This window comes from Nostoc sp. (assembly GCF_036916985.1).
Lineage (GTDB): Bacteria > Cyanobacteriota > Cyanobacteriia > Cyanobacteriales > Nostocaceae > Nostoc.
The window spans coordinates 110,111-132,386 of sequence record NZ_JBALFD010000052.1 but is presented as its reverse complement, the minus strand read 5'-3'; the positions used below and the strand labels follow the sequence as shown (position 1 = coordinate 132,386).

Genomic DNA, 22,276 nt, shown 5'->3' with positions numbered 1-22,276 from the left:
AACATATAAACCTTAGCTATGACAACTTCCCCAATACCTGCTCAAGAATCCTCTGCTAGCTGGTATATCCTGCTACAACAATTAATAGATGGACAATCATTGTCTCGTACTCAATCTGCTGAATTGATGAAGGGTTGGCTCAGTGAAGCGGTTCCCCCAGAGTTATCGGGAGCAATTTTAACAGCGCTGAACTTTAGAGGCATTTCTGCCGACGAGTTGACCGGTATGGCTGAAGTATTACAGTCTCAATGTTCCCCACTCAGCACTCACCACTCACCACTCACCACTGTAATAGATACCTGTGGTACTGGTGGAGATGGTTCATCAACTTTCAATATTTCTACAGCTGTTGCTTTTGTTGCCGCAGCCTACGGTATACCCGTCGCTAAACACGGCAATCGTTCAGCTTCAAGTCTCACAGGAAGTGCAGATGTATTAGAAGCCTTGGGTGTAAACTTGAGTGCCTCTAGTGAAAAAGTACAAGCCGCACTACAAGAAGTGGGGATCACTTTCTTGTTTGCTGCTGGTTGGCATCCAGCACTCAAGGCAGTTGCCCAATTGCGGCGGACTCTCAGGGTGCGAACGGTGTTTAATTTGCTTGGGCCTTTAGTAAACCCCTTGCGTCCTACTGGGCAAGTGGTGGGCTTATTTACTCCCAAACTTTTGGCAACAGTTGCCGAAGCTTTACAAAATTTGGGCAAGGAAAAGGCGATTGTGCTGCACGGGCGAGAAAAACTCGATGAGGCTGGGTTAGGAGATGAAACTGACTTGGCAGTGTTATCAGACGGAGAAGTACAGTTAACTACCATTAATCCCCTAAATTTTGATTTAACGCCTGCTCCCATCGGTATGCTTCGGGGTGGGGATGTCCAAGAGAATGCGGAGATTCTCAAGGCGGTACTCCAAGGTAAGGGAACTCAGGCGCAACAAGATGCAGTAGCTTTGAATGCTTCCTTGGCGCTACAAGTCGCAGGTACGATCGCACTCCTCGATCACGCCGAAGGTATTAAAATCGCTAAGGATATCCTACAGAGTGGGGCAGCTTGGACGAAATTGGAGCAGTTAGTTGAGTTTCTGGGGAATTGATTTGCGATCGCAATTGCGGGCGAAATTCTACGACATTACGCTTAATGGTGACATCATAATTACCAAAAAAGTCATGTCCTAAAAGTCCAGTTTCTAGTTCCGCACCTGCGATCGCTACTGGTATTTTATTCACTATTACCCCGCCAACTGCCATCGAATTAACATAGCCCACAGGAAATTCTACCGCTCTGGAACTTGCGGTATTTGCCTTAGCTTTCCCCACTGTGACGATTCCCAAAGCATTGGCCATCTGTTGGGTAATAACAGTGCCACTCGCTCCCGTATCCACAATCATCTCAAATTGTTGCTGGCCATTAAACGTGACTTCCACAATTGGCGTACCACCAATTCGCCTTTTTATCGGCGCTGTAAATACTGCTTCATCGGGAATTAGCACTGCTGATGACGGCAAACCTGGCTCTGGTGATAACGGTTTTGTTTGTATAGGAGGTAAAGTAAACTTTGGTATGGTTTCTCTCTGAGGAACAACAACAACAACTTTCTGAGGTTCTCTAACTGCAACAGGGCGAGGATTAGCTTGCTGCTGAGCGTATTTAACTTGGCGGCGATATTCCGTGATTTTGGTTTGAGCGATCGCAAATTCTGGGCTTTGTGGCCGCACTCTTCGCATCAGCGCGATCGCATCCTGGTATTGACTTGCCACCAACTTCCAGTCATCTGGAGATTGAGCCGATTGGCTAATACTCCAAGCGCCAACAGCTTTGTCTCGCCCCATTTCAAAAAGACTTGGTTCACTTTCAGATTCAGACGGATCTAGCGGCTGCACTTCTGGGGTAGCTGCGGGTGTTACTGGTTTGACAGTCGGCTTTACTGATGCCAGATCCCCAACAGGTGTGGGTTGGTCATTGCCACCAGTCGCGGTGTTTTGTTTGTCTTCACTACAGGCAACACATAAAATCGCTAGAACGCTTGATACAAAAATTAGGGTTGCACGGGATAAAAAAGACTGAAGCATAATTAATTTTAACTGCCCAAGCTTTGCCAAATCCACTCCCGCTACTTTAATTCCCTTTTAATTTTAATTAACTATCTTAAAAACTCCCAATTACTCAACTTATGGGATAATTAACAATCGCAGTATTGGGGAATAGGGACTGGGGACTGGGTATTGGGTACTAGGAATTAGAGACTGGGGAAGAAGCAAGGGAGTAGGGAGCAAGGGAGTAGAGTTTTTCCCACCCTGTACCCCTCTATGCAATTCCCAGTACCCACCAGTACCCAATCCCCAGTACCCAATCCCCAATCCCCAATCCCCATTCCCCAATCTACTATGCCCCTGACTGACGCAGCAATCCCAGCTTTACTTGTCCTAGCAGATGGAACCACTTATCGCGGTTGGTCTTTCGGTGCGACGGGAACCGCGATCGGAGAAGTGGTATTCAACACTGGCATGACCGGCTATCAAGAAGTTCTGACTGACCCTAGTTACCGGGGTCAGATAGTTATTTTTACCTATCCTGAATTGGGGAATACTGGCGTCAATCCTGAAGATGAAGAATCAGATGGGCCTCAAGTGCGGGGTGCGATCGCCCGAAATATTTGTCAGCGTCCAAGTAACTGGCGATCGACACAATCTTTACCTGACTACCTCAAGCATAACCGAGTACCGGGGATCTACGGCATCGATACCCGCGCCCTCACCCGCAAAATTCGGATGTTTGGAGCGATTAATGGTGGCATTTCTACAACCATTCTTGATGAGGCAGAATTGCTAGAGCAGGTACTAACGGCTCCCAACATGGCAGGATTGAATCTGGTTCGTGAAGTCACCACCCCAACGGCTTATGAATGGGCAGATCCGACAATTCCAGCTTGGGAATTCAACTCTGAAGCTGCCGAAAATCTTGGGGAAGCCTTTACCGTTGTTGCCCTTGACTTTGGCATAAAACGCAATATCTTACGTCGCCTAGTAAGTTACGGTTGTAAGGTGATTGTTGTACCTGCTGATACACCACCAGAGGAAATCCTCAAATACAATCCAGATGGTGTGTTTCTTTCTAACGGCCCTGGCGATCCGGCTGCCGTCACTGAAGGAATTGCAACTGCCAAAGCGCTCCTGTTAAGTCAAAAACCAATTTTTGGTATTTGTATGGGGCACCAAATTTTAGGTCATGCACTAGGGGCAGAAACCTATAAACTCAAATTTGGTCATCGTGGTTTGAATCAGCCTGCCGGTTTACAACAACGGGTAGAAATTACTAGCCAAAACCATAGTTTTGCAATTGATCCAGATTCTTTACCTACGGCAGTTGTGGAAATCAGCCACCTAAACTTAAACGATCGCACCATTGCCGGGGTACGTCACAAATCTCTACCTGTATTTTCCGTACAGTATCACCCAGAAGCCAGTCCTGGCCCACACGATGCTGATTACTTGTTTGAGCAATTTGTTCAATCCATGCGAACAGCACGTCAAACCGTGGCAGAGGTTAGGTAAAAATAGGGGAATGGGGGCTGGGGACTAGGGACTAGGGACTGGGGAATAGGGACTGGGGAATAGGGAATAGGGACTAGGGACTGGGGAATAAAATTAAGAATACTATTTTCCAATCCCCAGTACCCAGTACCCAGTACCCAGTACCCAATCCCCTATTCCAACAGATTGTAGACAACTTGCTCAAAAACCATCTATACTTGAGCGTTCACTTTAACTCATGAGGAGGGAATTATTGCTGAGCCACTAAATCTAACCGTTAGCCTGAGGGGCACTCGTGAAGTCCGGGATAACTGTCAGCTATTCCGCCTCACAGGTTTGTTAGATGCTTTTTCTGAGCCGACATTTCGCAAGACACTTGGCAGCAAGATTGACGAGGGCCCTAAGCATATTATTTTGGATCTCTCACAAATTGACTTTGTAGATAGCTCTGGCTTGGGCGCTCTGGTGCAGCTAGCCAAGCAGGCTCAAACTGCTGATGGCACTTTGCAAATTGTCACGAATGCCCGTGTAACTCAAACAGTCAAGCTTGTTCGCCTAGAGAAGTTTCTCTCCCTGCAAAAATCAGTTGAAGACGCTCTAGAAAACGTCAAGTAGTCTTGATTGCTAGACCTGAGAGTTCAATTTAGCTATCTAGATTCAACATCAGATAGCTTAATTTTTAAAACTTCTGGCAAAAAACCTCTCTCCTTGTGGGAGAGGCAAAAAGCCAGTTGAGCTACTAAACCTCGTCTACCTTGAGAACTGTAGTTTTGTAGGTTGGGTGCAGCGATAGCGTAACCCAACATAAAATTTGGTGGTAATGTTGGGTTGCGTTTCACTCCACCCAACCTACATAAATCTTTTAAAAAACTCTAGGTTTCAACATAGATGAGGTTTATATTTAAAGTTAAGCAATATTAAAGATATAAAAACCCAGTTCTTGGGTATGTAATCGCTGGCTATAATATCTGATAAATAATCAAAGCTGAGAAATTTGTAAGAAATATCAAGCCAGCATGTTTGTCGATAAGTAGACTTGATCCTGTATAGTTAAAAATTGTCACTTACTAAGTAAGGACGACAATGCGATCAAGCCAAAGCCTAAATTTGATGTTCAAATTTTACCCTATCTTCGGCACAGACTACAAGAAGTAGGCGGAATTTGGTTTACAGATGTTGACATCAGGGTGATTTAAAATGCCAACTCTCAATCAAAAAGATGAAATTAGGAAGTAAATTTGATAGTATTGATTATGCTAAGTATACTATCATGGCATACTTCAGAAAAATCAATCTTTGCGAAGAATGCCTGCCAAATAGAGCCAGTCAAGGAATGATTTATTTGTGAAGTCACAGGAGGAAGAGCTATTAGATGGACAAGATAAAACTCCCAAACAGAGTTTATCTTGGGATCAAGCACTCTTGGCAACCACAGCGCCATTCCAACAGATTTCCCTTTCACAGGTGCAACAAATTTCTCCTACTGCTTTAGCGTATTTAGGGGATGCAATTTATGAATTGTATGTTAGAATCTTCTATCTGCTGCCATTGCAGCGGTCAGGGATTTACCATAGTCTGGTAGTGGAGCAGGTAAGAGCGGAAACACAAGCGCTACATTTGCGATCGCTGATTCCTCATCTCAGGGATACCGAATTAGAAATTGTCCGACGGGGTAGAAACGCCGCAACAGGACGCCCTAAGCGACTTAATCCCGAAATTTATCAACAGGCTACTAGTCTAGAAACCTTAATTGGCTACTTATATCTCACCGATTATCAGCGTCTAACCGAACTATTGCAAATACTTCATATAGAAAAAGAGTGAAAACTCAATTTCACAATTGCCGTAACACTAGATTAGGTTCAAGAAATTGAGGCAATCGGAGCGATCGACCATACGCTATATCCATAACTAAAATGCAGAATAAACCAAAAAAAATCAGGACTTCTAACGAACCCGATCGTGGACAACCCGTAAAAATTAAAGGTAAACGTGTTATCACGAATCCGACTCGCAATCCCAGAAAAATCGATAGCAACCCCATCTCTGTGGCGAATCCAACTCGCAATCCCAGGAAAATCGATAGCAACCCCATTTCTGTGGCGAATCCAACTCGTAATCCCAGAAAAGTAGATGGCAACACTATCTCTGTTGTTAATCCGAATCGCAATCCCAGGAAAGTAGATGGCAACCCCAGTTATGGGAACTCTCGACAACGAAATAATAACTTCTCCCAGCCATCTGCATCTACACAACCGATAGAAGAAGATAGCGATCTCATCTACGGTCGTCACCCCGTATTGAGTGCATTGCAAAATCAGCGCAATCTCAATCGTCTCTGGATTACTACCCGTCTGCGCTACGATCCCAGCTTTCACCATTTTCTCTTGCAAGCAAAGGAAAATGGCACAGTTATTGATGAGGTTGAACCCAAGCGCTTAGACTATCTCACCAACGGCGCTAATCACCAAGGTGTGGCAGCACAAATCGCTCCCTACGCCTACACCGAATTACCCGATCTAATTGAACAGTGCAAATCTGTAACCGATGCCGTAATTGTCGTAGCTGATGGAATTACCGATCCCCACAACTTGGGAGCAATTATTCGCACCGCCGAAGCAATCGGCGCTCAAGGGTTAGTGATTCCCCAAAGAAGAGCATCTGGGATTACTTCTACTGTGATGAAAGTAGCAACAGGCGCTTTAGAAAATTTTGCTGTCGCTAGAGTTGTCAATCTCAGCCGCTCTTTAGAAGAATTAAAAGAAGCTGGCTTTTGGATTTACGGCACTGCTGCAAGTGGCAGCGAACCTCTGCACACAGTTAATTTCACTGGCCCAATCGTTTTAGTAATCGGCTCAGAAGGCGAAGGTCTGGGTATGTTGACTCAACGCTCCTGTGATTTTTTAGTTTCAATTCCTCTACAGGGTAAGACTCCCAGCCTGAATGCTTCGGTAGCAGCGGGTATGGCGCTTTATGAGATTTATCGCCAGCGATCACTAAATACGCTGCACTTAGATAAATTACACAAAATCTCTTTTAAAAAATAACGTAACAGAGTATAAAGAAATGTAAAAGATAATAAAGTAGCATATCGTTTCACACCCTGTAGCACGTTTATAAATCGGCGAAAACCATGAAAACCATTTGGCATAACCTCAAGGAAGTGTTAATTAACACGTTTGAGAACCTCGGCTTGGCTTGGTGGGTAGAGATTGTAACGCAGAATCCTCGCTGCACGTACTACTTCGGCCCATTTCTGAGTTCTTCCGATGCAACATTAGCCAGCAAAGGATACATAGAAGATTTGGAGCTTGAAGGAGCTACGGGAATTGTTGTGAGTGTCAAGCGTTGCAAACCTAATACCTTAACGATTGCTGACGACTTGGGGGAAAGATTTGACCGCAAAGTACAGCCTGCCTTTGGCGGTCAAATTTAAGTTAGGCCAGAAAATAAATGGGATGCGGGAACGTGGGGACGCAAAGATATGGAGACACAGATAATTCTTTGACGGGTTATCGAGTCTTTTTTGCTCACCGCATCAACACATCCTCCCTTTCCATTTATTCTTCGTCAATAGTCAAAATTTTTTAACTATTTGGACTATTAACAATTCGTAATTAGACATCTGCTAACAAAGAATGTAGAGACACGAAATTAGACTGGGTTTCGTCCCGCTACCTAGCGCGTCTCTACAATGTCTATTACGTTATGGATGGGAATTTAAACCCCAGTTGTAACAGCACGATCCTTCATGGTCGCTTTCTCTGGATCTTAATTACGAATTACGAATTACGAATTACCTGCGGATGTTCTTCCAGCCAACGGTCAATGTCATTTAGCACTAGTTGGGGTACTTCCCACGGAAAAAGATGTGCGGTATTGGCATAGCAATGCCACTGAGAATTTTGGAGGTGTCTGGCAGTTTCTAAGCTGGAATCAGATGTAATGTGGCGGTCTTGATCGCCAGCAAGTACTAAAGTCGGACATTGAATTAGTGGCAAATCTGGAAGTCGGTTGTATCCCGATTGAATTGCACTATAGAGGGCGCGAGTGGCAGCAGGAGAGGTTTGCAGATAAGCTGGCACTGCTTCTTTAGCGATGTAGTTGTAACTGGTAGATGTATGTTGTTGGATTAGATAGCGAAAAAGCGATCGCTTACCAAAAGTTTCAATATTCCATTGCCAACTCGGTTTTATATAGTTCAACAAGGCAGCAACGCCAGTATATAAATTATCCTGCCAAGTAATGCTCGGATGACTACCACGGGGTTTTGCGGCTGTCGCCACCAAAATTAGCCCAGTAATGCGCTCTGGCAAACGCAATGCCAACTCCATTGCCAAAATGCCCCCAAGTGACCATCCCAATACTAGGCATTTTTTAATCTCTAAGCGGTCTAGCAGCGCTTCTAGATCAGTCAAATGGTCATTCATCTCAAAATTGCGGTTGTAGCGACTTTTGCCGTATCCACGTAAATCAGGAGCAAAAGTTTTGTAGCGTTTTGATAAATGATTGGTAAAGACAGAAAGACTACGACCAGTACCAGGATGACCATGTAAGCCTAAAATTGGGAATCCTTGACCTTGGATGTAGACATTGAGACTTGCAGCAGTCGTGGTATGGCGATCGCTCATTACTTGCTGTTCTCCTGTCTATCGAATAAATGTTTTAAAATACATTGACGTACCTATTTTAGATTTTAGATTTTAGATTTTAGATTTTAGATGATTTCGGTTCATGCCCCGCCCGAAGTCAAGCGGAACAAATCCAAAATTGTCAATCTCAAATCACCAAGCCCTGTACCCTTGTGGTGAGGGTCAATCCAAAATTGCAAATCTAAAATCCAAAATTGTTTGACTTTCAGTTCTCAAGCCTCTAATCTCAGTCACAACTTTTTTCCGTTCAATGACAATTGCCAACTGCATCAATCGCAGCCTCCAGGGCGATCGCTACATGAGTCCAATGAGTCCCACCCTGGCAATAAACCACATAGGGTTCACGCAAAGGCCCATCTGCTGATAATTCCAAAGTACTCCCTTCAATAAACGTCCCCCCAGCCATTACCACCTGGCTCTCATACCCCGGCATATCATCTGGAACGGGGTCTAAGTAGGAACCAATCGGAGAATGCTGCTGTATCGCTTTACAGAAAGCAATTAGCTTTTCGGCAGAACCGAGTTTAATTGCCTGAATTACATCCCCACGGGGAGCTAGAGGTGCGGGATTCACTGGATAGCCGAGTTTATCAAATACATAACCAGTTAGATAAGTCCCTTTCATAGCCTCTCCTACCATCTGCGGCGCGAGAAATAAGCCTTGGAACAGCAGGCGATTTTGGTCAAAAGTAGCACCGCCATAACTACCGATACCGGGAGCAGTGAGGCGACAAGCGGATGCTTCCACTAAGTCAGCGCGACCAGCGACATAGCCACCAGCGCTGACAATAGTGCCACCAGGATTTTTAATCAATGACCCCGCCATTAAATCAGCACCTACGGCTGTGGGTTCCTTAGTTTCAATAAATTCGCCGTAGCAGTTATCTACAAAGCAAACGGTGTTCGGGTTTTGCTCTTTGACTAAGTGGACGATTTTCTCAATATCGGCAATTGATAAACTAGGACGCCAAGAATAGCCACAAGAACGCTGAATTAAGACTAAACGAGTGTTTTCAGCCACACTAGTTCTTATTGCTTGCCAATCTATAGTTCCTGCGGGGGTTAGCTCCAATTGGCGGTAATTTATGCCAAACTCGATAAGGGAACCTTGACCTTGACCCCGTAAACCAATGACTTCTTCAAGCGTATCGTAGGGAGAACCGACCACTGCCAACATTTCATCCCCAGGACGAAGGACACCAAACAAAGCACAAGCGATCGCATGAGTTCCCGAAACAAACTGCACTCGCACCGCCGCAGCTTCAGCACCCATAACTTCGGCAAAAACTTTATCCAAAGTTTCTCGTCCTAAATCATCATGGCCATAGCCGCTTACACCAGCAAAATGGTGTGCGCCGACACGGTGATTACGAAAAGCATCCAGCACTCGTTTTAGATTATGCTTGACCTGAGCGTCAATTCCAGAAAAAATTTCTAACAGTGCATGTTCTGCTTGCCGCAGCTGTTCTAAGCTGTTCATCAGTTCCTCGGTTCAAAAAAATTATAGATATGCGGATTTTCAGATCGCGCTGTTCTTCGACTGGAAAAATTAAAATTCAGGTTACTGCATGACAATTGCTACTTCAACCAAACCTCAAATTAACTGGGTTAATACCCTGTTTTTCATTGGACTGCACATCGGCGCTTTATTTGCCTTTGTTCCTGGTAACTTTAGCTGGACGGCAGTTGGTGTGGGTTTCTTGCTGTACTGGGTAACAGGTGGTTTAGGAGTTACTCTAGGATTTCACCGCCTTGTCACCCACCGCAGTTTTCAAACTCCCAAGTGGCTGGAATATCTCTTGGTTTTCTTCGGCACACTTTCATGTCAAGGAGGCCCAATTGAGTGGGTCGGCACACATCGTATCCATCATTTATACTCTGATACTGACGCTGATCCCCATGATTCTAATAAAGGCTTCTGGTGGAGCCACATGGATTGGCTGATTCACTATTGTCCCGCTCACGCTGATGTTCCTCGTTTCACCAAAGACATTGCCGAAGACCCAGTTTATCAGTTTTTAGAAAAATATTTCATTTTGATCCAGGTTGCTCTGGGTGTACTGCTTTTGCTTCTGGGTGGCTGGCCCTTTGTGATTTGGGGAATTTTTGTTCGGATCGTTTGGGTTTACCACTGTACTTGGTTGGTAAACAGCGCTACTCATAAATTTGGCTATCAGAGCTATAATTCTGGCGATCGCTCGACTAATTGCTGGTGGGTAGCTGTACTAGTTTTCGGTGAAGGCTGGCACAATAACCATCATGCCTTTCAATACTCAGCTCGTCATGGACTGGAATGGTGGGAAATCGATTTAACCTGGATGACAGTTCAATTGCTACAAGCAGTTGGTCTGGCTACTAATGTGAAGTTGGCCCCAACAAAAGTTAGTTAGGAGTTAGGAGTTAGGAGTTAGGAGTTAGGAGTTAGGAGTTAGGAGTTAGGAGTTACGTTCAATGGGAATCAGGCGTTGGAATTTTTATTTTGCCGTCGATTTTTCTTAAAGCATGATTTTTGGTAGACCCAGAAATCCTTATGGGACAAGGAGCGTTTCTAATTCACATCAGGCGTGAGTTAAGAATCTAAACTCCTAACTCCTCACTCCTCACTCATAACTTTTTACTCCTAACTTTTCAAAAAGCTATTTACGGGTGCGCTTGTGTCTGTTAGGTTGCTATAATCCGAAGCGCTAATGTGAAGAGTTTTTGCGGCAAGTTACTTTTTGGTGACTTGGTGGAGGAGTTTGTTGTTTTTCAGGTGTCCATGACTACATCAATAATTAACAGCCAGAAACTAAGTGACGAGCCTGGTAATTCCGACTTTAGGCTCAAAGATATTGTCAAAACCCTGCCACGGGAATGTTTTCAGCAGAACCGTCGCAAAGCTTGGACACAAGTACTGCTGAGTGTCTTGGCAGTTGCGTTGGGCTATTACAGTCTGATTATCACTCCTTGGTTTCTTTTACCCCTAGCTTGGATTTTTACGGGTACTGCTTTAACAGGATTTTTTGTTATTGGCCATGATTGTGGTCACAGGTCTTTTGCCAAACGTCGTTGGGTAAATGATTTGGTAGGGCATTTCTTTATGATGCCGTTAATTTACCCCTTTCACAGTTGGCGCATTAAGCATAATTATCACCATACTCATACCAACAAGCTGGATGAGGACAACGCTTGGCATCCAATTAGACCAGAAGTGTTTCAAAATTGGGATCAAACCCGGCAGTCTGCTTTTGAACTGTTCATGCGTAAACGCTTCTGGTGGGTAGGTTCCATTGGACATTGGGCTGTGGTGCATTTTGATTGGCGGAACTTCAAAACTAAAGACCAATCGAGTATCAAGCTTTCTGTGGCTGTAGTAGTGGTGTTTGCTGCGATCGCTTTCCCGCTTCTGGTCGCTACAACTGGTATCTGGGGCTTTGTCAAATTTTGGCTAGTACCCTGGATGGTTTACCATTTTTGGATGAGTACTTTTACTATTGTTCACCATACTGCCGCAGATGTTCCTTTTGCGACCGCAAACAAGTGGAATGAAGCTCTAGCACAGTTATCTGGAACTATTCATTGCGATTATCCGCGTTGGGTAGAAATTCTGTGCCATGATATCAATGTTCATGTCCCTCATCATATTTCCACTGCGATTCCTTCTTATAATTTGCGGCTAGCTTACAGCAGCATCAAAGAAAATTGGAAGCCTTATCTGCATGATGAGTGTCAGTTTTCTTGGTCTTTAATGAAGCAGATTACAGACCAATGTCAACTATACACAACTGATGTTGGCTATAAAACTTTCGACGAGCATTATACAGGGCAATAAATAGCGCTGTAATTACACTCACGCTCTTGAACCAACAAGAGCGTTTATCATGCTGTGTTTAAATAGACTCTGGCGATTTTTTACTGACTAAGATTTTAGATAATCTGCCAGAAATTATCCTCTTTTATGTTAGCGATCGCTTGTTTTGTGGGCATCCTAGATATGAGATGATTTTGTCTCAAATAAAGTTCCGATTTATATCCAACAAAAGAATCTAGTGCAATCAAATATCATTACGTTCAAAAATCCTCCTGCTGGTGAAACATCTGAGGATACGACTAAATTGCCTTTTACTCTTCAAGATTTAAAAGCTGCAATCCCTGCTGAATGTTTTCAGCCAAATGTGACAAAATCACTTTTTTACTTCTTTCGTGACATCTTGATTATTGGTCTGCTTTATGCAGTTGCTTATTACCTGGATTCTTGGCTTTTCTTCCCGATTTTCTGGCTAATGCAAGGAACGATGTTTTGGGCTTTGTTTGTAGTCGGACACGACTGCGGACACCAATCTTTTTCTAAGCACAAATGGCTCAATGATTTGATTGGACATCTTTCTCATACACCAATACTTGTTCCTTATCATGGTTGGCGGATCAGCCATAGAACTCATCACAAAAATACTGGCAATATCGATAACGATGAAAGCTGGTATCCTGTGACAGAATCACAATATAAGGAGATGCCTTTAGCTCAAAAAATAGGCAGGTATTATGTTTTCCTATTGGCTTATCCTGTGTATCTGTTTAAGCGTTCTCCTAATAAAGAAGGCTCCCACTTTTTACCTAGCAGTTCGCTTTTCAAGCCATCAGAAAAATGGGATGTCATCACTAGCACTGTACTTTTGATTGGCATGGTAAGTTTGCTCGGTTTCCTCACCTACCAATGGGGTTGGATGTGGTTGCTGAAATATTATGCTGTGCCCTACCTTGTATTCATTATCTGGCTAGATTTGGTAACATTCTTGCACCACACTGAGCCAGAACTTCCCTGGTATCGTGGAGAAGATTGGACTTTTTTAAAAGGTGCAATTTCTAGTATTGACCGCGATTATGGTTTGGTTAATCATATCCATCACGATATCGGTACTCATGTCGCTCACCATATATTCCTTAACATCCCTCACTACAATTTGTTGAGGGCAACTGAGGCAATAAAACCAGTAATGGGTGAGTATTTCCACAAATCAGAAGAACCAATTTGGAAGTCATTATGGCATTCATGCATCAACTGCCATTTTGTCCCTGATACTGGTAGTAAAGTTTACTACACATCTAATAAAAAGTTAGCTAAAGGCTAAGACTCAGATTCCCGACTTCTTTCAAGAAGTCGGGAATCTAGTATTTTCGTTAGTGCTGATTAAATTAACGTGAGTTCGACAAGTCTTATTTGGCCTCTCCCCCAGCCCCTCTCCGACACGGAGAGGAGAGCAAAAAGCTTAATTTTTCGTTGCTCCTCCCTTTCCGTTTCGGAGAGGGAGGTTGGGAGGGAGAGGTTCATCGAACTCACGTTAAATTAAATATTACCTAAATACTTAGTACAACCTACGTTTTGAGGTGTGTTGGCGTAGCCCGCCACAGGCATCGCACATTACATTATTAGTGCTTCTAACTCTATCAGTATTTGATCGTCCTTAGCCTGCGGTAAATCTCAACTTCCTGACTGTCAGGTTATTAAAATACGGGGGTAAAATAAAAATAGATAGATGACGTTTGCGGATTCTTGCCCCTATCCAGACAAAAGGATTTATTTTCTCCAGACTCTTGCTGTCTTGGTGGGTAAAGATTAACATATCTGTGGACAGAGGCGCAATATCTCGTTAAACCAACCCTGGGAAAAATGACAACCTCTTGAGATGTCTACTTTGAACGAAGCTTGAGCGCCAGTTAAGCTTATCTGTATGTAGTGACTTAAGACCATTACCTGCTAGGTTCATAAATCAGCACAGACTATACTATAGACAATTTACCCAAAACTTTTTCCAACTTTAAAATCAGAGGTATCAATGATTATAACTAATTTTAGCAAACAAAAAAGTGAATTTAAGGAACCTAAAATACTTAAAGCGAAACCCCATTGGCAAGGGCAAAATTTGAGTGATACTGCTGTCAAAGGTAAAGATATCAAAAAGATACAAGATACTGCACCTGATAATTCGATTTTCAATAGCTTGAATCGTGGTAGAGTTGCTATTTTTATTGATGGCTTAAACCTATTTCATACAGCTTTACAACTGGGTATAGAAATTGACTATGTTAAATTACTTTGTCATTTAACCAACGGTTCAAGACTGTTGCGTGCTTTCTTCTATACTGGAGTTGATCTCAGCAATGAAAAGCAACAGGGATTTTTATTGTGGATGCGTCGTAATGGCTATCGTGTAGTGGCAAAAGAACTTGTTTTAGCAGCAGAGAATTTCAAAAAATCAAATTTGAACGTAGAAATTGCTGTAGATATGATCACTTTAGCCCCTTACTATGATACGGCGGTTTTAGTTAGTGGGGATGGAGATTTAGCTTATGCAGTGAACGCTGTCAGCAGAATGGGGGTTCGGGTGGAAGTGGTCAGTCTGCAAACAACGACCAGTGAAAGTTTGATTGATGTTGCTGACTGCTTCATTGACCTCGATAGCATTAAAACACACATTCAAAAAGATTCTAATCTTGGCTATAGTTATCGCACGCCGTCAAATTCAAACCTTTAAAACCCGATTTCAAATCTATCGAAATCTCTACTCAGCTATTGCAAACTTGTAGAAGGTTTATCAGATTGGGTGGGGTTTAAATCCTATTCATACCCTCCCAATCCCTAATCCCCAGTCCCCAGTCCCCAGTTCAATTTTGCTCAACCTTATATTTAAATGGATATTTTAATAGTTGAAGATGAACCAGAAATTGCTCATTTAATCGAAATATCTTTAGAAAAAGAAGGATTTTTTTGTCGCACTAGCCGCGATGGTATGAATGCTCTGCGGATGTTTCAGGATCAACCACCGGATTTAATCATTCTAGATTTAATGATTCCTGGTTTGGATGGGTTAGAAGTTTGTGCCCGAATTCGCCAGAAACCAGGTGCAAAAGATCCTTACATTTTGATGCTCACTGCTAAGGGTGAGGAAATCGATCGCGTCATTGGTCTATCCACTGGTGCTGATGATTATATGGTCAAACCCTTTAGCCCCAGAGAGTTGGTAGCTAGGGTGCGGGCACTATTACGTCGTAGTCTCCGCCAAGGGGGACAGCATCAAGTTAATCGTACCCAACACTTTATCGTCGATGTAGACCAGCGCACTGCCAATCGCCAGATGAATTCCCAAGAAGTTGAAATTTTGGACTTAACTACCCTAGAATTTAACTTGCTTACCACCTTTGTCAGCAATCCTGGTCGAGTTTGGAACCGCACTCAACTAATTGATAAACTTTGGGGAGATAACTTTTTTGGCGATGAACGAGTGGTAGATACTCATGTAGCTCGGTTGCGAAAAAAGATTGAACCCGATCCGGCAAATCCTACTTTTATTAAAACTGTTGTTGGCGTTGGCTATAAATTTGAAGATCCTCTGGTAGCATGAAGAGTGCTGAGTTACGAGTGCTGAGTGCTGAGTTGAAAGACCGAGCCACTTGTGGGCGGGGTATCAACATTCCTCTGGCATTAAAAGATTCCGCTTGACTTCGGGCGGGGCTTTTACCATAGTGCGGAAGTACTTATTACTCAACTTCAAAACTCAGCACTCAGCACGGGCTAAACGCCCCGCTACCGCTAACAGCACTCAGTACTGAGTACGATAAATGTTATGAAGATGGGTCTGAGAACGCGCCTATTTTTCTCCCACTTAGTAGTGATGATCGTGGGAGTAGCTAGTCTGGTAAGCATCAGCAAAATCTCTTCCCCGCGTTTGTTTGTACTGCATTTGGAAGGATTAGAAAATCAGGGGTTTGACTTAATCGATGTCCGTGCTGAATTGGTTACAGGATTTGAACTTGCTTGGCAACGAAGCACTATTTGGTCAGTCTTAGTGGGTACTACCGCCGCCGGAGGATTGAGTTACTGGGTGTCCAGACGGATTACGCAGCGGTTAACCGAGATGGAACAGATCACCCAAAAGTTTGCTGCTGGTCAGATGGATGCACGACTACCTGTATCTGATATTCCAGAACTCAGTGGGCTAAGTGCTAGTTTCAACCGAATGGCAGCCAGTTTAGAAGGCGTAGAAGCGCGGCGGCGAGAAGTAATTGGAGATATGACCCATGAACTACGAACACCGTTAACAGTGGTGCGCGGTTACTTGGAAGAACTGGCTGATGGAGAAATTGAAGCGTCTCCTGAAATCTATCGGCGTTTAGCTAAAGAAACTAAGCGTTTAGAGCGCTTGGTGAACGATTTACAAGAACTGTCTAAGGCAGAAGCAGGTTATCTGCCAATTAATATCCAACGGATAAATCTGCGTCCGTTGTTAGAGTCATTAATTGAAAAATTTACCGACCAACTGTTAGAAGATGGGCCAGTTCTGATATTAAAGTGTCCATCTGTAATACCTCCTGTATTGGCAGATATTGATCGGACAGAACAGGTGTTAGTGAATTTACTAGGTAATGCAGTATATTACACTAATGAAGGTTCAATTACTATTGATGTTGGGACTGAAGCATCTCAACTCTGGATTGCGGTGATAGATACAGGTATTGGTATCGCTCCAGAAAATCTGCCCCATGTGTTTGAGCGCTTCTGGCGAGCCGACCTATCGCGCGATCGCCATTCGGGAGGTACTGGGATTGGTTTAACTATTTCCCACCGTTTAATTGAACTACAAGGCGGTAAGATTCAGGTAGAAAGCGAATTGGGAGTTGGCAGTACGTTTCGGTTTTTTCTGCCTTTGGCTTGAGTTGAGCTAAAAAATTTTGAGTCTAAGGGATTGACACAAGGTAGTCATGGCTGTGTCATACCCAATTGTTAATTTGAAAGTATCCCACATTTTTGTTTGTTGATAGACACCAAAATTTGGGAATTGCATAGAGTATAACATTATGTCTACTTTTGTTCTGGCCGCTTTTTTGGTTAGTTTACTCAGTTTTTCGGGTTACGCTGCGATCGCCTACCTGTTTCCTCAAAATCGTTCCCAAGACTAATTAACAATTCAAAATTCAAAATTCAAAATTAAAGACATTTCAGACGTTCGCGTAGCGTCTCGTAGAGAAGAGAAGTGCCAAGCGATAAGTTAAGAGCGTTGTGGCAATTGACGCTCCTCCGTCGCTCATAGCGTTGCCATGCCGTTGGCGGAGCCTCTCGTAGAGAAGGCTTTACGCTAGCGCTAACGGTGGATTTAGCGAGAAACGCGGTCTTGGGCTTTGCCCAAGTGGAGCGATTTCTCAAGACAAACCCCGACTGAAATGGGTGCTACATGTAGATTGCAGATTCTTAAACCCTTTAATTTACGATAGTTCGTAATTCGTAATTCGTAATTGAATTCTTAACTACAAAATACGAATTAGTAATTAGTTAATTTCTTTTCGCAATAATTCTGGAATCTGAGAAGGGCGTTCGGCTACTGTAACTTGCGCTTCTTTTAAAGCAGCTAATTTACTTTGGGCTGTGCCAAAATTGGGATCGCGTCCGATAACCGTTGCTAAAGTCCCGGTTTGACGCCAAGTTTTTCCTGGTGGTGCAAGTCGGCCTGCAATGTAGGCAATTACTGGTTTATCAATTGTCTCAGCAATGTATTGGGCTGCTGCTTCTTCACTACCACCACCAGGTTGACCGACTAAAACGATCGCCTCTGTGGTTTCATCCTCATCAAGAATTTGCAACCATTGCAGAAACGAGGAACCAACGATCGCATCACTACCAATACTGACACTAATCGACTGCCCTAAACCTGCTTTTGTTAATTCGTAGGCGATTTCGTAGGTGAGGGTACTGCTACGACTAACGATCCCCACTGTCCCAGGGGTATAAAATTCGCTGGGTTGAGTCCCTAAGAGAATTTTTCCCGGTACAATTATCCCCGGACTATTTGGCCCAATTACCAAAGTTTCACAGGCTTCGGCTTTGCGGAGTAATTGCACCATATCCAAAGGCGGCACGCCAGCAGTAATAATAATGATCTGGCGAATCTTAGATGCGATCGCTTCTAATGCCGCATCTAGTACGTCATAAGGATCTACACAAATAATTGTCGTATCAATTGCCCCAAATTTCTCTATTACTTCCTCTACTAAATCAAATACTGGCAGTCCATGCAGTTCTTGTCCGCCGCATCCAGCATTGACACCAGCTACCAAATTCGTGCCATAAGCTTTCATTTGAGCAACATAGGTGCTTGATATAAATTCACAAAAGCCTTGAATTAAGACTTTACTTTCTGGCGTTAAGTTCATAAAAAATTACCTTAAATTTACCAAGCCAGTGAATTGAGCCACTGGGCTTGAAGAAAGGGACATGAAAGTGCTGAGTAGTGAGTGATGGAGATGAAGGAGAAATAATCCCTGCCCCTTGTCCCCTGCCTCCTGCCTTATCCCAACGACAAATATTGACGCCCACTTACTTATTGCTCACTACTTTTTATTAACCGTTGGTTTAGCAAGACGAACTGCTGCATCCACTGCCTCATCTAAGTTTTCTACCACAAGGAGCGCGTTGCTGTGGGTTTTTAGTGTTGTCAAATATTTTCTTGCACTACTAAATTCCGAACCAGCAAGGCGGACAACTAAAGATGGAAAATTAGGCTCTCGCCGCACTTTATTACCATTAGAACGTATAATTTGTGATTGAAGTTCGCTATTGTCTGGCTGCACAACTCTGGCTATCACTTCAATTACTTCCTCGGTTTGAGGAATGCTACCTAGAAAGTTAATTAATATTACTTGAATACTTTTATCAGCCTCCAGCATTTTCAGACCCATTTCTAGGCGATCGCGGAAGGTTGTTGGTGTAGTATCTGTAAGGAAAGCATGACGTAGATTCAAACAAAGACCTGGATTACCACCAGCATTAGCGACTAAATCCAAAGTTGCCATCACCGAACCAGTACCATTACCTAAAATACCGATTTTTCCATGCATTGCTACACCATCCCAGTCGCCTAAAATACCGTTGATTTCAGTACTGGTATGACGGCTGATAATTTTTGCCGCCATTTCGGCAAGATCGGGATGACGCTTGATCGCCCGTTCGTTGACTCTGACTTTACCATTGAGAGCCATAACTTGATTAGTAGCACTGACTGCCAAGGGATTGATTTCAACTAAATCCAGGTCTTTTTGCACAAATAAGTGGTACATCTTCTCCAAAACGTTGCTTACCGACTGCATCAGCGTTCCTTGCAAACCCATTTTCAAAGCTAGTCGTCGGGCATAAAATGGCGAGAATTCTTGTTCTACAACAACATGGTGCATTTTTTCGCCAGCTGATTCCCAATCGATGTCCGCTTCTTTGCAACCTAAAAGTACCGGTCGACAGACAGCAGTATCTAAAACCACCGCTAGATAAAATTCCTGGTTAGCGTCGTATTGGGATTCTGCCAGCACAACTTCCGGCAATTCGCCCCATATTGGTAAACTAAAGATATTTTGAGCAGCTGCGATCGCATCGATAGTCGTTTGAGCAAACCTGACTCCACCAGCTTTTGCTCGTTCTGCTCCGTGTACTTGAGATTTCAGTACAATTGGAAAGCGAATTTTTAAACGTTTTAAATCTGTAGGATGGTCAATTCGCTGGGAAGGCAATACCGGAATGCCTATCTTCCCAAACCATTCTTTAACTTGATACTCTAATAAATCCATTGATACACCTTGTACTGATACTTTCCAAGCTTTTGCTGATTGCTGTCTTAATATTTTGCAGCACCTTTATTGCAGAATGAAGCTTTTAGCAGCTATAAAAATTTATTTTTCACGGATCAATTTTATCGAATTCACCAAATGAGGCACATTAATTTCGATAGCCAACCCGTTTACAACACATAATTAATATCCTCAGCAAGCTTCCCAGCATAGAAGATAATTAGCATTTCTGTCAAAACCCTCTGACATAACATCATTTTCTTAACCTTTGGATAATTTGGTAACAACTGCTCTGCAACTAGAATCTTCTAGGAGACTAGCTCCTATGAATTTAATTGTGGCGAAATAATGCAGTGAAAATACCCAAACACTCTATTATTCCCATTTTTTATTTGTAATTTATATCTGACGACAGATTATTTAATTTTTCATCGATGAATATGAAAATGTAACGCCGCGAACAATAACTGCTTTTTTAATTTTTGGTGAAAAGTCAGAATTTGTGTTAGAAAGTTGGTCGTTCAGATTTTCAGGCTGTGGTTGGTTAAATTGTGCATTTGCATTCAACAAACCGAGAAAGTTCATTTCATCCTCTTAAAAATAATCAAAACAATATAGAAGTTCAGCGGGAAAGCTCTATGAAAGTAGCAGTCCAGCAGGAAGATTTACAGCTTTTAGCCAAAACTTTGCAGGAACAATTACTTGTAGAAGTTTCAACAGCTGAAGTCTTCGAGGTTAAGTGCGCCGTCAATAAAGACGAGCTAATGATTTTAACGCAACACGCATCAGATGTAATAGTTGACACTCAACTAATTTTTACAGTTATTGAGGAAGTACTTCAGTCTCTAGCACCCCACAAAGAACAACGGGTGCAATGTTTCCTCAGAATTTTTGGTGAACAAATCCCTTATGCCAAATGTTTTTTGGAGTTGAAGCAGACGGGGGGCAGGAGGCAGGGAGATGAGAGCAGGGAGCAGGGAGATGGGGGAGATGAGGAAGCAATATCTTATTCATCTTCATCCCTCTCATCATCTCTGACATATTCTCCATCAATCGATGAGGCTGAGGAAGAGGAGCTATTTGACCCCTTTGCAGATGTGCCGAATTTGTCGGCTGCAAAGCCAGGATTTCAAGTCAAACCTATCCTACTGGGTGCAGCATTGTTGGCAATTGTAGTCTTAGGCGGTAGTGCTTACTTTTTGACTCCTCCTTGTGTGATGTCTGAGTGTAAAGAAATGCAAAACGCCGAGCAATTAAAAACAAAATCCTCACAATTGATGCGCCGCGCTAAGTCTGAAAAAGAATTAGTTACCATACAACAGGAACTTGAGACAGCCAGCGCCGCTTTGAATGCAATTCCTAGTTGGTCGCCCCGTTACCAGATGTCAGAAGAACTAAAAGCAAGTTTGTCTGGGCGCTCAGAAAAAATCAACCAGGTAGTCAAGGCTTTGCAGACGGCATCTTTGGCAACACAAAAAGTTCAAACTCCTGCATCTAGCCTAGAGGAATTACAATCTAGACAACACTTATGGCGCCAAGCTATAGCGCCACTAGAAACTATAAGTTCCAGTAGCGAACTCTATGGATTGGTGCAGGGTAAATTACTTAATTTTCGTGTCCATTTACACGCGGTAAATCAACAGATATTTATTGAGGAAAAATGGCTGAAAAAACTAACTGCTGCAAAAGCTGTAGCCGTTGCAGCCGAGAAGCGGGAAGCTAATGCTAAATCATTGAATGACTGGCAAAAGGTTCAGTCTACTTGGCTGGTAGTAGTTAATGCCTTGAATACCATTCCCTGGAATAGCGTTGGATACCAAGAAGCTCAAAAGCTGTTGGTAGATTATAAACCGAAGTTAGTAGTAGTTCGCGATCGCGCTACTAAAGAACGATTAGCTGTTCAAACCTACCAACAAGCCCTGATCACCGCCAAGCAAGCCAAAGCTTATGAGCAACAAAACCAATGGCAAGCAGCAGCGACATACTGGGATCAGGCTTTGCAAACTACTAAAAAAGTTCCCCAAGATAGCTTGTACTATACTCAAGCTCAGTCTCTCATCGAACCCTACTCAACAGCCCTTAAACAAGCACAAGAAAAAATACAAGTTGTTAGTAGTTTCCAACAAACTCGCACTGACTTAGATAAAACCTGTATTAATAATGGAATTCGGATTTGCACCTTTAGCATAGACAACGCAGGAATTATTGTCCGGTTAACGCCTGAGTATGACCAAATAAGGCAAAATAACTTGGCTAATCCTTATTCTAAGAACTCGGATACTGCTGTTGATGTTACCAACCATTTGCAAAGCTTACGGGAAGCCTTAGCTGTAATCGGTGACAATGCCAACCTGTCCCTTTTCCTTTATGATTCCCAAGGTCAGGTAATTTATACACGGACATTAGGGGGTTAGAAAAATTAGGAGTTAATCTAGAAAGTTTCTGTATAAGTTTCAAAGCCTCTATCCGAAGCGGAGAGAGGTTTTTAGTATACTTGACAACTTTGCAAATATCC

General features: G+C 43.1%; 20 protein-coding genes. 13 read left to right on the top strand and 7 right to left on the bottom strand.

Annotated elements, in window-relative coordinates; translation table 11 throughout:
• The first annotated feature begins 18 nt into the window (after positions 1–18).
• Positions 19–1,086, top strand: a complete 1,068-nt coding sequence (gene trpD / locus V7L07_RS18115; protein ID WP_335060089.1) for an anthranilate phosphoribosyltransferase — start codon at positions 19–21, stop codon at positions 1,084–1,086.
• On the opposite strand, the gene V7L07_RS18110 is transcribed toward trpD, so the two are convergent.
• Complete coding sequence (locus V7L07_RS18110) at positions 1,016–2,062, bottom strand: retropepsin-like aspartic protease family protein (protein ID WP_335060087.1); 1,047 nt, start codon at positions 2,060–2,062, stop codon at positions 1,016–1,018. The two genes, trpD and V7L07_RS18110, sit on opposite strands and share 71 nt — an antisense overlap.
• 315 nt (positions 2,063–2,377) lie before the next feature.
• Between V7L07_RS18110 and carA the strand changes: the two genes are divergently transcribed.
• On the top strand, positions 2,378–3,544 hold the full coding sequence (carA, locus tag V7L07_RS18105; protein WP_335060128.1) for a glutamine-hydrolyzing carbamoyl-phosphate synthase small subunit: 1,167 nt from the start codon (positions 2,378–2,380) through the stop codon (positions 3,542–3,544).
• 228 nt (positions 3,545–3,772) lie between these two features.
• Positions 3,773–4,138 (top strand): STAS domain-containing protein, encoded by a 366-nt coding sequence (locus V7L07_RS18100; RefSeq protein ID WP_084227153.1) that lies wholly within the window; start codon positions 3,773–3,775, stop codon positions 4,136–4,138.
• Positions 4,139–4,170: 32 nt separating this feature from the next.
• Here V7L07_RS18100 and V7L07_RS18095 read toward each other — a convergent pair whose 3' ends face one another.
• A complete protein-coding gene (locus V7L07_RS18095) occupies positions 4,171–4,362 on the bottom strand; it encodes a hypothetical protein (protein WP_335060085.1) in 192 nt (63 codons plus the stop codon).
• Between the two features lie 505 nt (positions 4,363–4,867).
• On the opposite strand from V7L07_RS18095, the gene V7L07_RS18090 reads away from it, so the two are divergent.
• The 3 genes from V7L07_RS18090 (at position 4,868) to V7L07_RS18080 (ending at position 6,959) form a co-directional block, all read left to right on the top strand.
• Entirely contained in the window at positions 4,868–5,347 is a 480-nt protein-coding gene (locus V7L07_RS18090; protein WP_292854009.1) for a Mini-ribonuclease 3, read from the top strand.
• Positions 5,348–5,439: 92 nt separating this feature from the next.
• Entirely contained in the window at positions 5,440–6,570 is a 1,131-nt protein-coding gene (rlmB, locus tag V7L07_RS18085; RefSeq protein ID WP_335060082.1) for a 23S rRNA (guanosine(2251)-2'-O)-methyltransferase RlmB, read from the top strand.
• An 86-nt stretch (positions 6,571–6,656) separates the two neighbouring features.
• Positions 6,657–6,959 (top strand): DUF1816 domain-containing protein, encoded by a 303-nt coding sequence (locus tag V7L07_RS18080; RefSeq protein ID WP_179067515.1) that lies wholly within the window; start codon positions 6,657–6,659, stop codon positions 6,957–6,959.
• A 346-nt stretch (positions 6,960–7,305) separates the two neighbouring features.
• Here V7L07_RS18080 and V7L07_RS18075 read toward each other — a convergent pair whose 3' ends face one another.
• Together V7L07_RS18075 and V7L07_RS18070 are read right to left on the bottom strand one after the other, a co-directional pair.
• Positions 7,306–8,154 carry an alpha/beta fold hydrolase gene (locus V7L07_RS18075; protein ID WP_335060081.1) on the bottom strand — a complete coding sequence of 283 codons (849 nt, stop codon included), beginning with the start codon at positions 8,152–8,154 and terminating at the stop codon, positions 7,306–7,308.
• A 268-nt stretch (positions 8,155–8,422) separates the two neighbouring features.
• A complete protein-coding gene (locus V7L07_RS18070) occupies positions 8,423–9,655 on the bottom strand; it encodes a methionine gamma-lyase family protein (RefSeq protein ID WP_335060080.1) in 1,233 nt (410 codons plus the stop codon).
• Between the two features lie 88 nt (positions 9,656–9,743).
• Here V7L07_RS18070 and V7L07_RS18065 point away from each other — a divergent pair, with 88 nt between their 5' ends.
• The 6 genes from V7L07_RS18065 (at position 9,744) to V7L07_RS18040 (ending at position 16,865) form a co-directional block, all read left to right on the top strand.
• A complete protein-coding gene (locus V7L07_RS18065; RefSeq protein ID WP_335060078.1) occupies positions 9,744–10,565 on the top strand; it encodes an acyl-CoA desaturase in 822 nt (273 codons plus the stop codon).
• Between the two features lie 368 nt (positions 10,566–10,933).
• Positions 10,934–11,986, top strand: coding sequence for a fatty acid desaturase (locus tag V7L07_RS18060; RefSeq protein WP_335060076.1), 1,053 nt, complete (start codon positions 10,934–10,936; stop codon positions 11,984–11,986).
• Positions 11,987–12,203: 217 nt separating this feature from the next.
• Positions 12,204–13,283: a fatty acid desaturase gene (locus V7L07_RS18055; protein WP_335060074.1), complete on the top strand. Its 1,080-nt coding sequence runs from the start codon at positions 12,204–12,206 to the stop codon at positions 13,281–13,283.
• Between the two features lie 705 nt (positions 13,284–13,988).
• Positions 13,989–14,687, top strand: coding sequence for a LabA-like NYN domain-containing protein (locus V7L07_RS18050; protein WP_335060072.1), 699 nt, complete (start codon positions 13,989–13,991; stop codon positions 14,685–14,687).
• Between the two features lie 156 nt (positions 14,688–14,843).
• Positions 14,844–15,554: a response regulator transcription factor gene (locus tag V7L07_RS18045; protein ID WP_334780165.1), complete on the top strand. Its 711-nt coding sequence runs from the start codon at positions 14,844–14,846 to the stop codon at positions 15,552–15,554.
• Positions 15,555–15,776: 222 nt separating this feature from the next.
• A complete protein-coding gene (locus V7L07_RS18040; protein WP_335060070.1) occupies positions 15,777–16,865 on the top strand; it encodes a sensor histidine kinase in 1,089 nt (362 codons plus the stop codon).
• Between the two features lie 610 nt (positions 16,866–17,475).
• Here the strand turns inward: V7L07_RS18040 and V7L07_RS18035 are convergent.
• From V7L07_RS18035 to V7L07_RS18025, 3 genes are all read right to left on the bottom strand, one after another.
• Positions 17,476–18,357: a succinate--CoA ligase subunit alpha gene (locus tag V7L07_RS18035; RefSeq protein ID WP_335060068.1), complete on the bottom strand. Its 882-nt coding sequence runs from the start codon at positions 18,355–18,357 to the stop codon at positions 17,476–17,478.
• A 177-nt stretch (positions 18,358–18,534) separates the two neighbouring features.
• Positions 18,535–19,761: a succinate--CoA ligase subunit beta gene (locus V7L07_RS18030; protein WP_335060066.1), complete on the bottom strand. Its 1,227-nt coding sequence runs from the start codon at positions 19,759–19,761 to the stop codon at positions 18,535–18,537.
• Between the two features lie 420 nt (positions 19,762–20,181).
• Positions 20,182–20,346 carry a hypothetical protein gene (locus tag V7L07_RS18025; RefSeq protein WP_335060064.1) on the bottom strand — a complete coding sequence of 55 codons (165 nt, stop codon included), beginning with the start codon at positions 20,344–20,346 and terminating at the stop codon, positions 20,182–20,184.
• A 53-nt stretch (positions 20,347–20,399) separates the two neighbouring features.
• Between V7L07_RS18025 and V7L07_RS18020 the strand changes: the two genes are divergently transcribed.
• Positions 20,400–22,175: a hypothetical protein gene (locus tag V7L07_RS18020; protein ID WP_335060062.1), complete on the top strand. Its 1,776-nt coding sequence runs from the start codon at positions 20,400–20,402 to the stop codon at positions 22,173–22,175.
• The last annotated feature ends 101 nt before the right edge of the window (positions 22,176–22,276 follow it).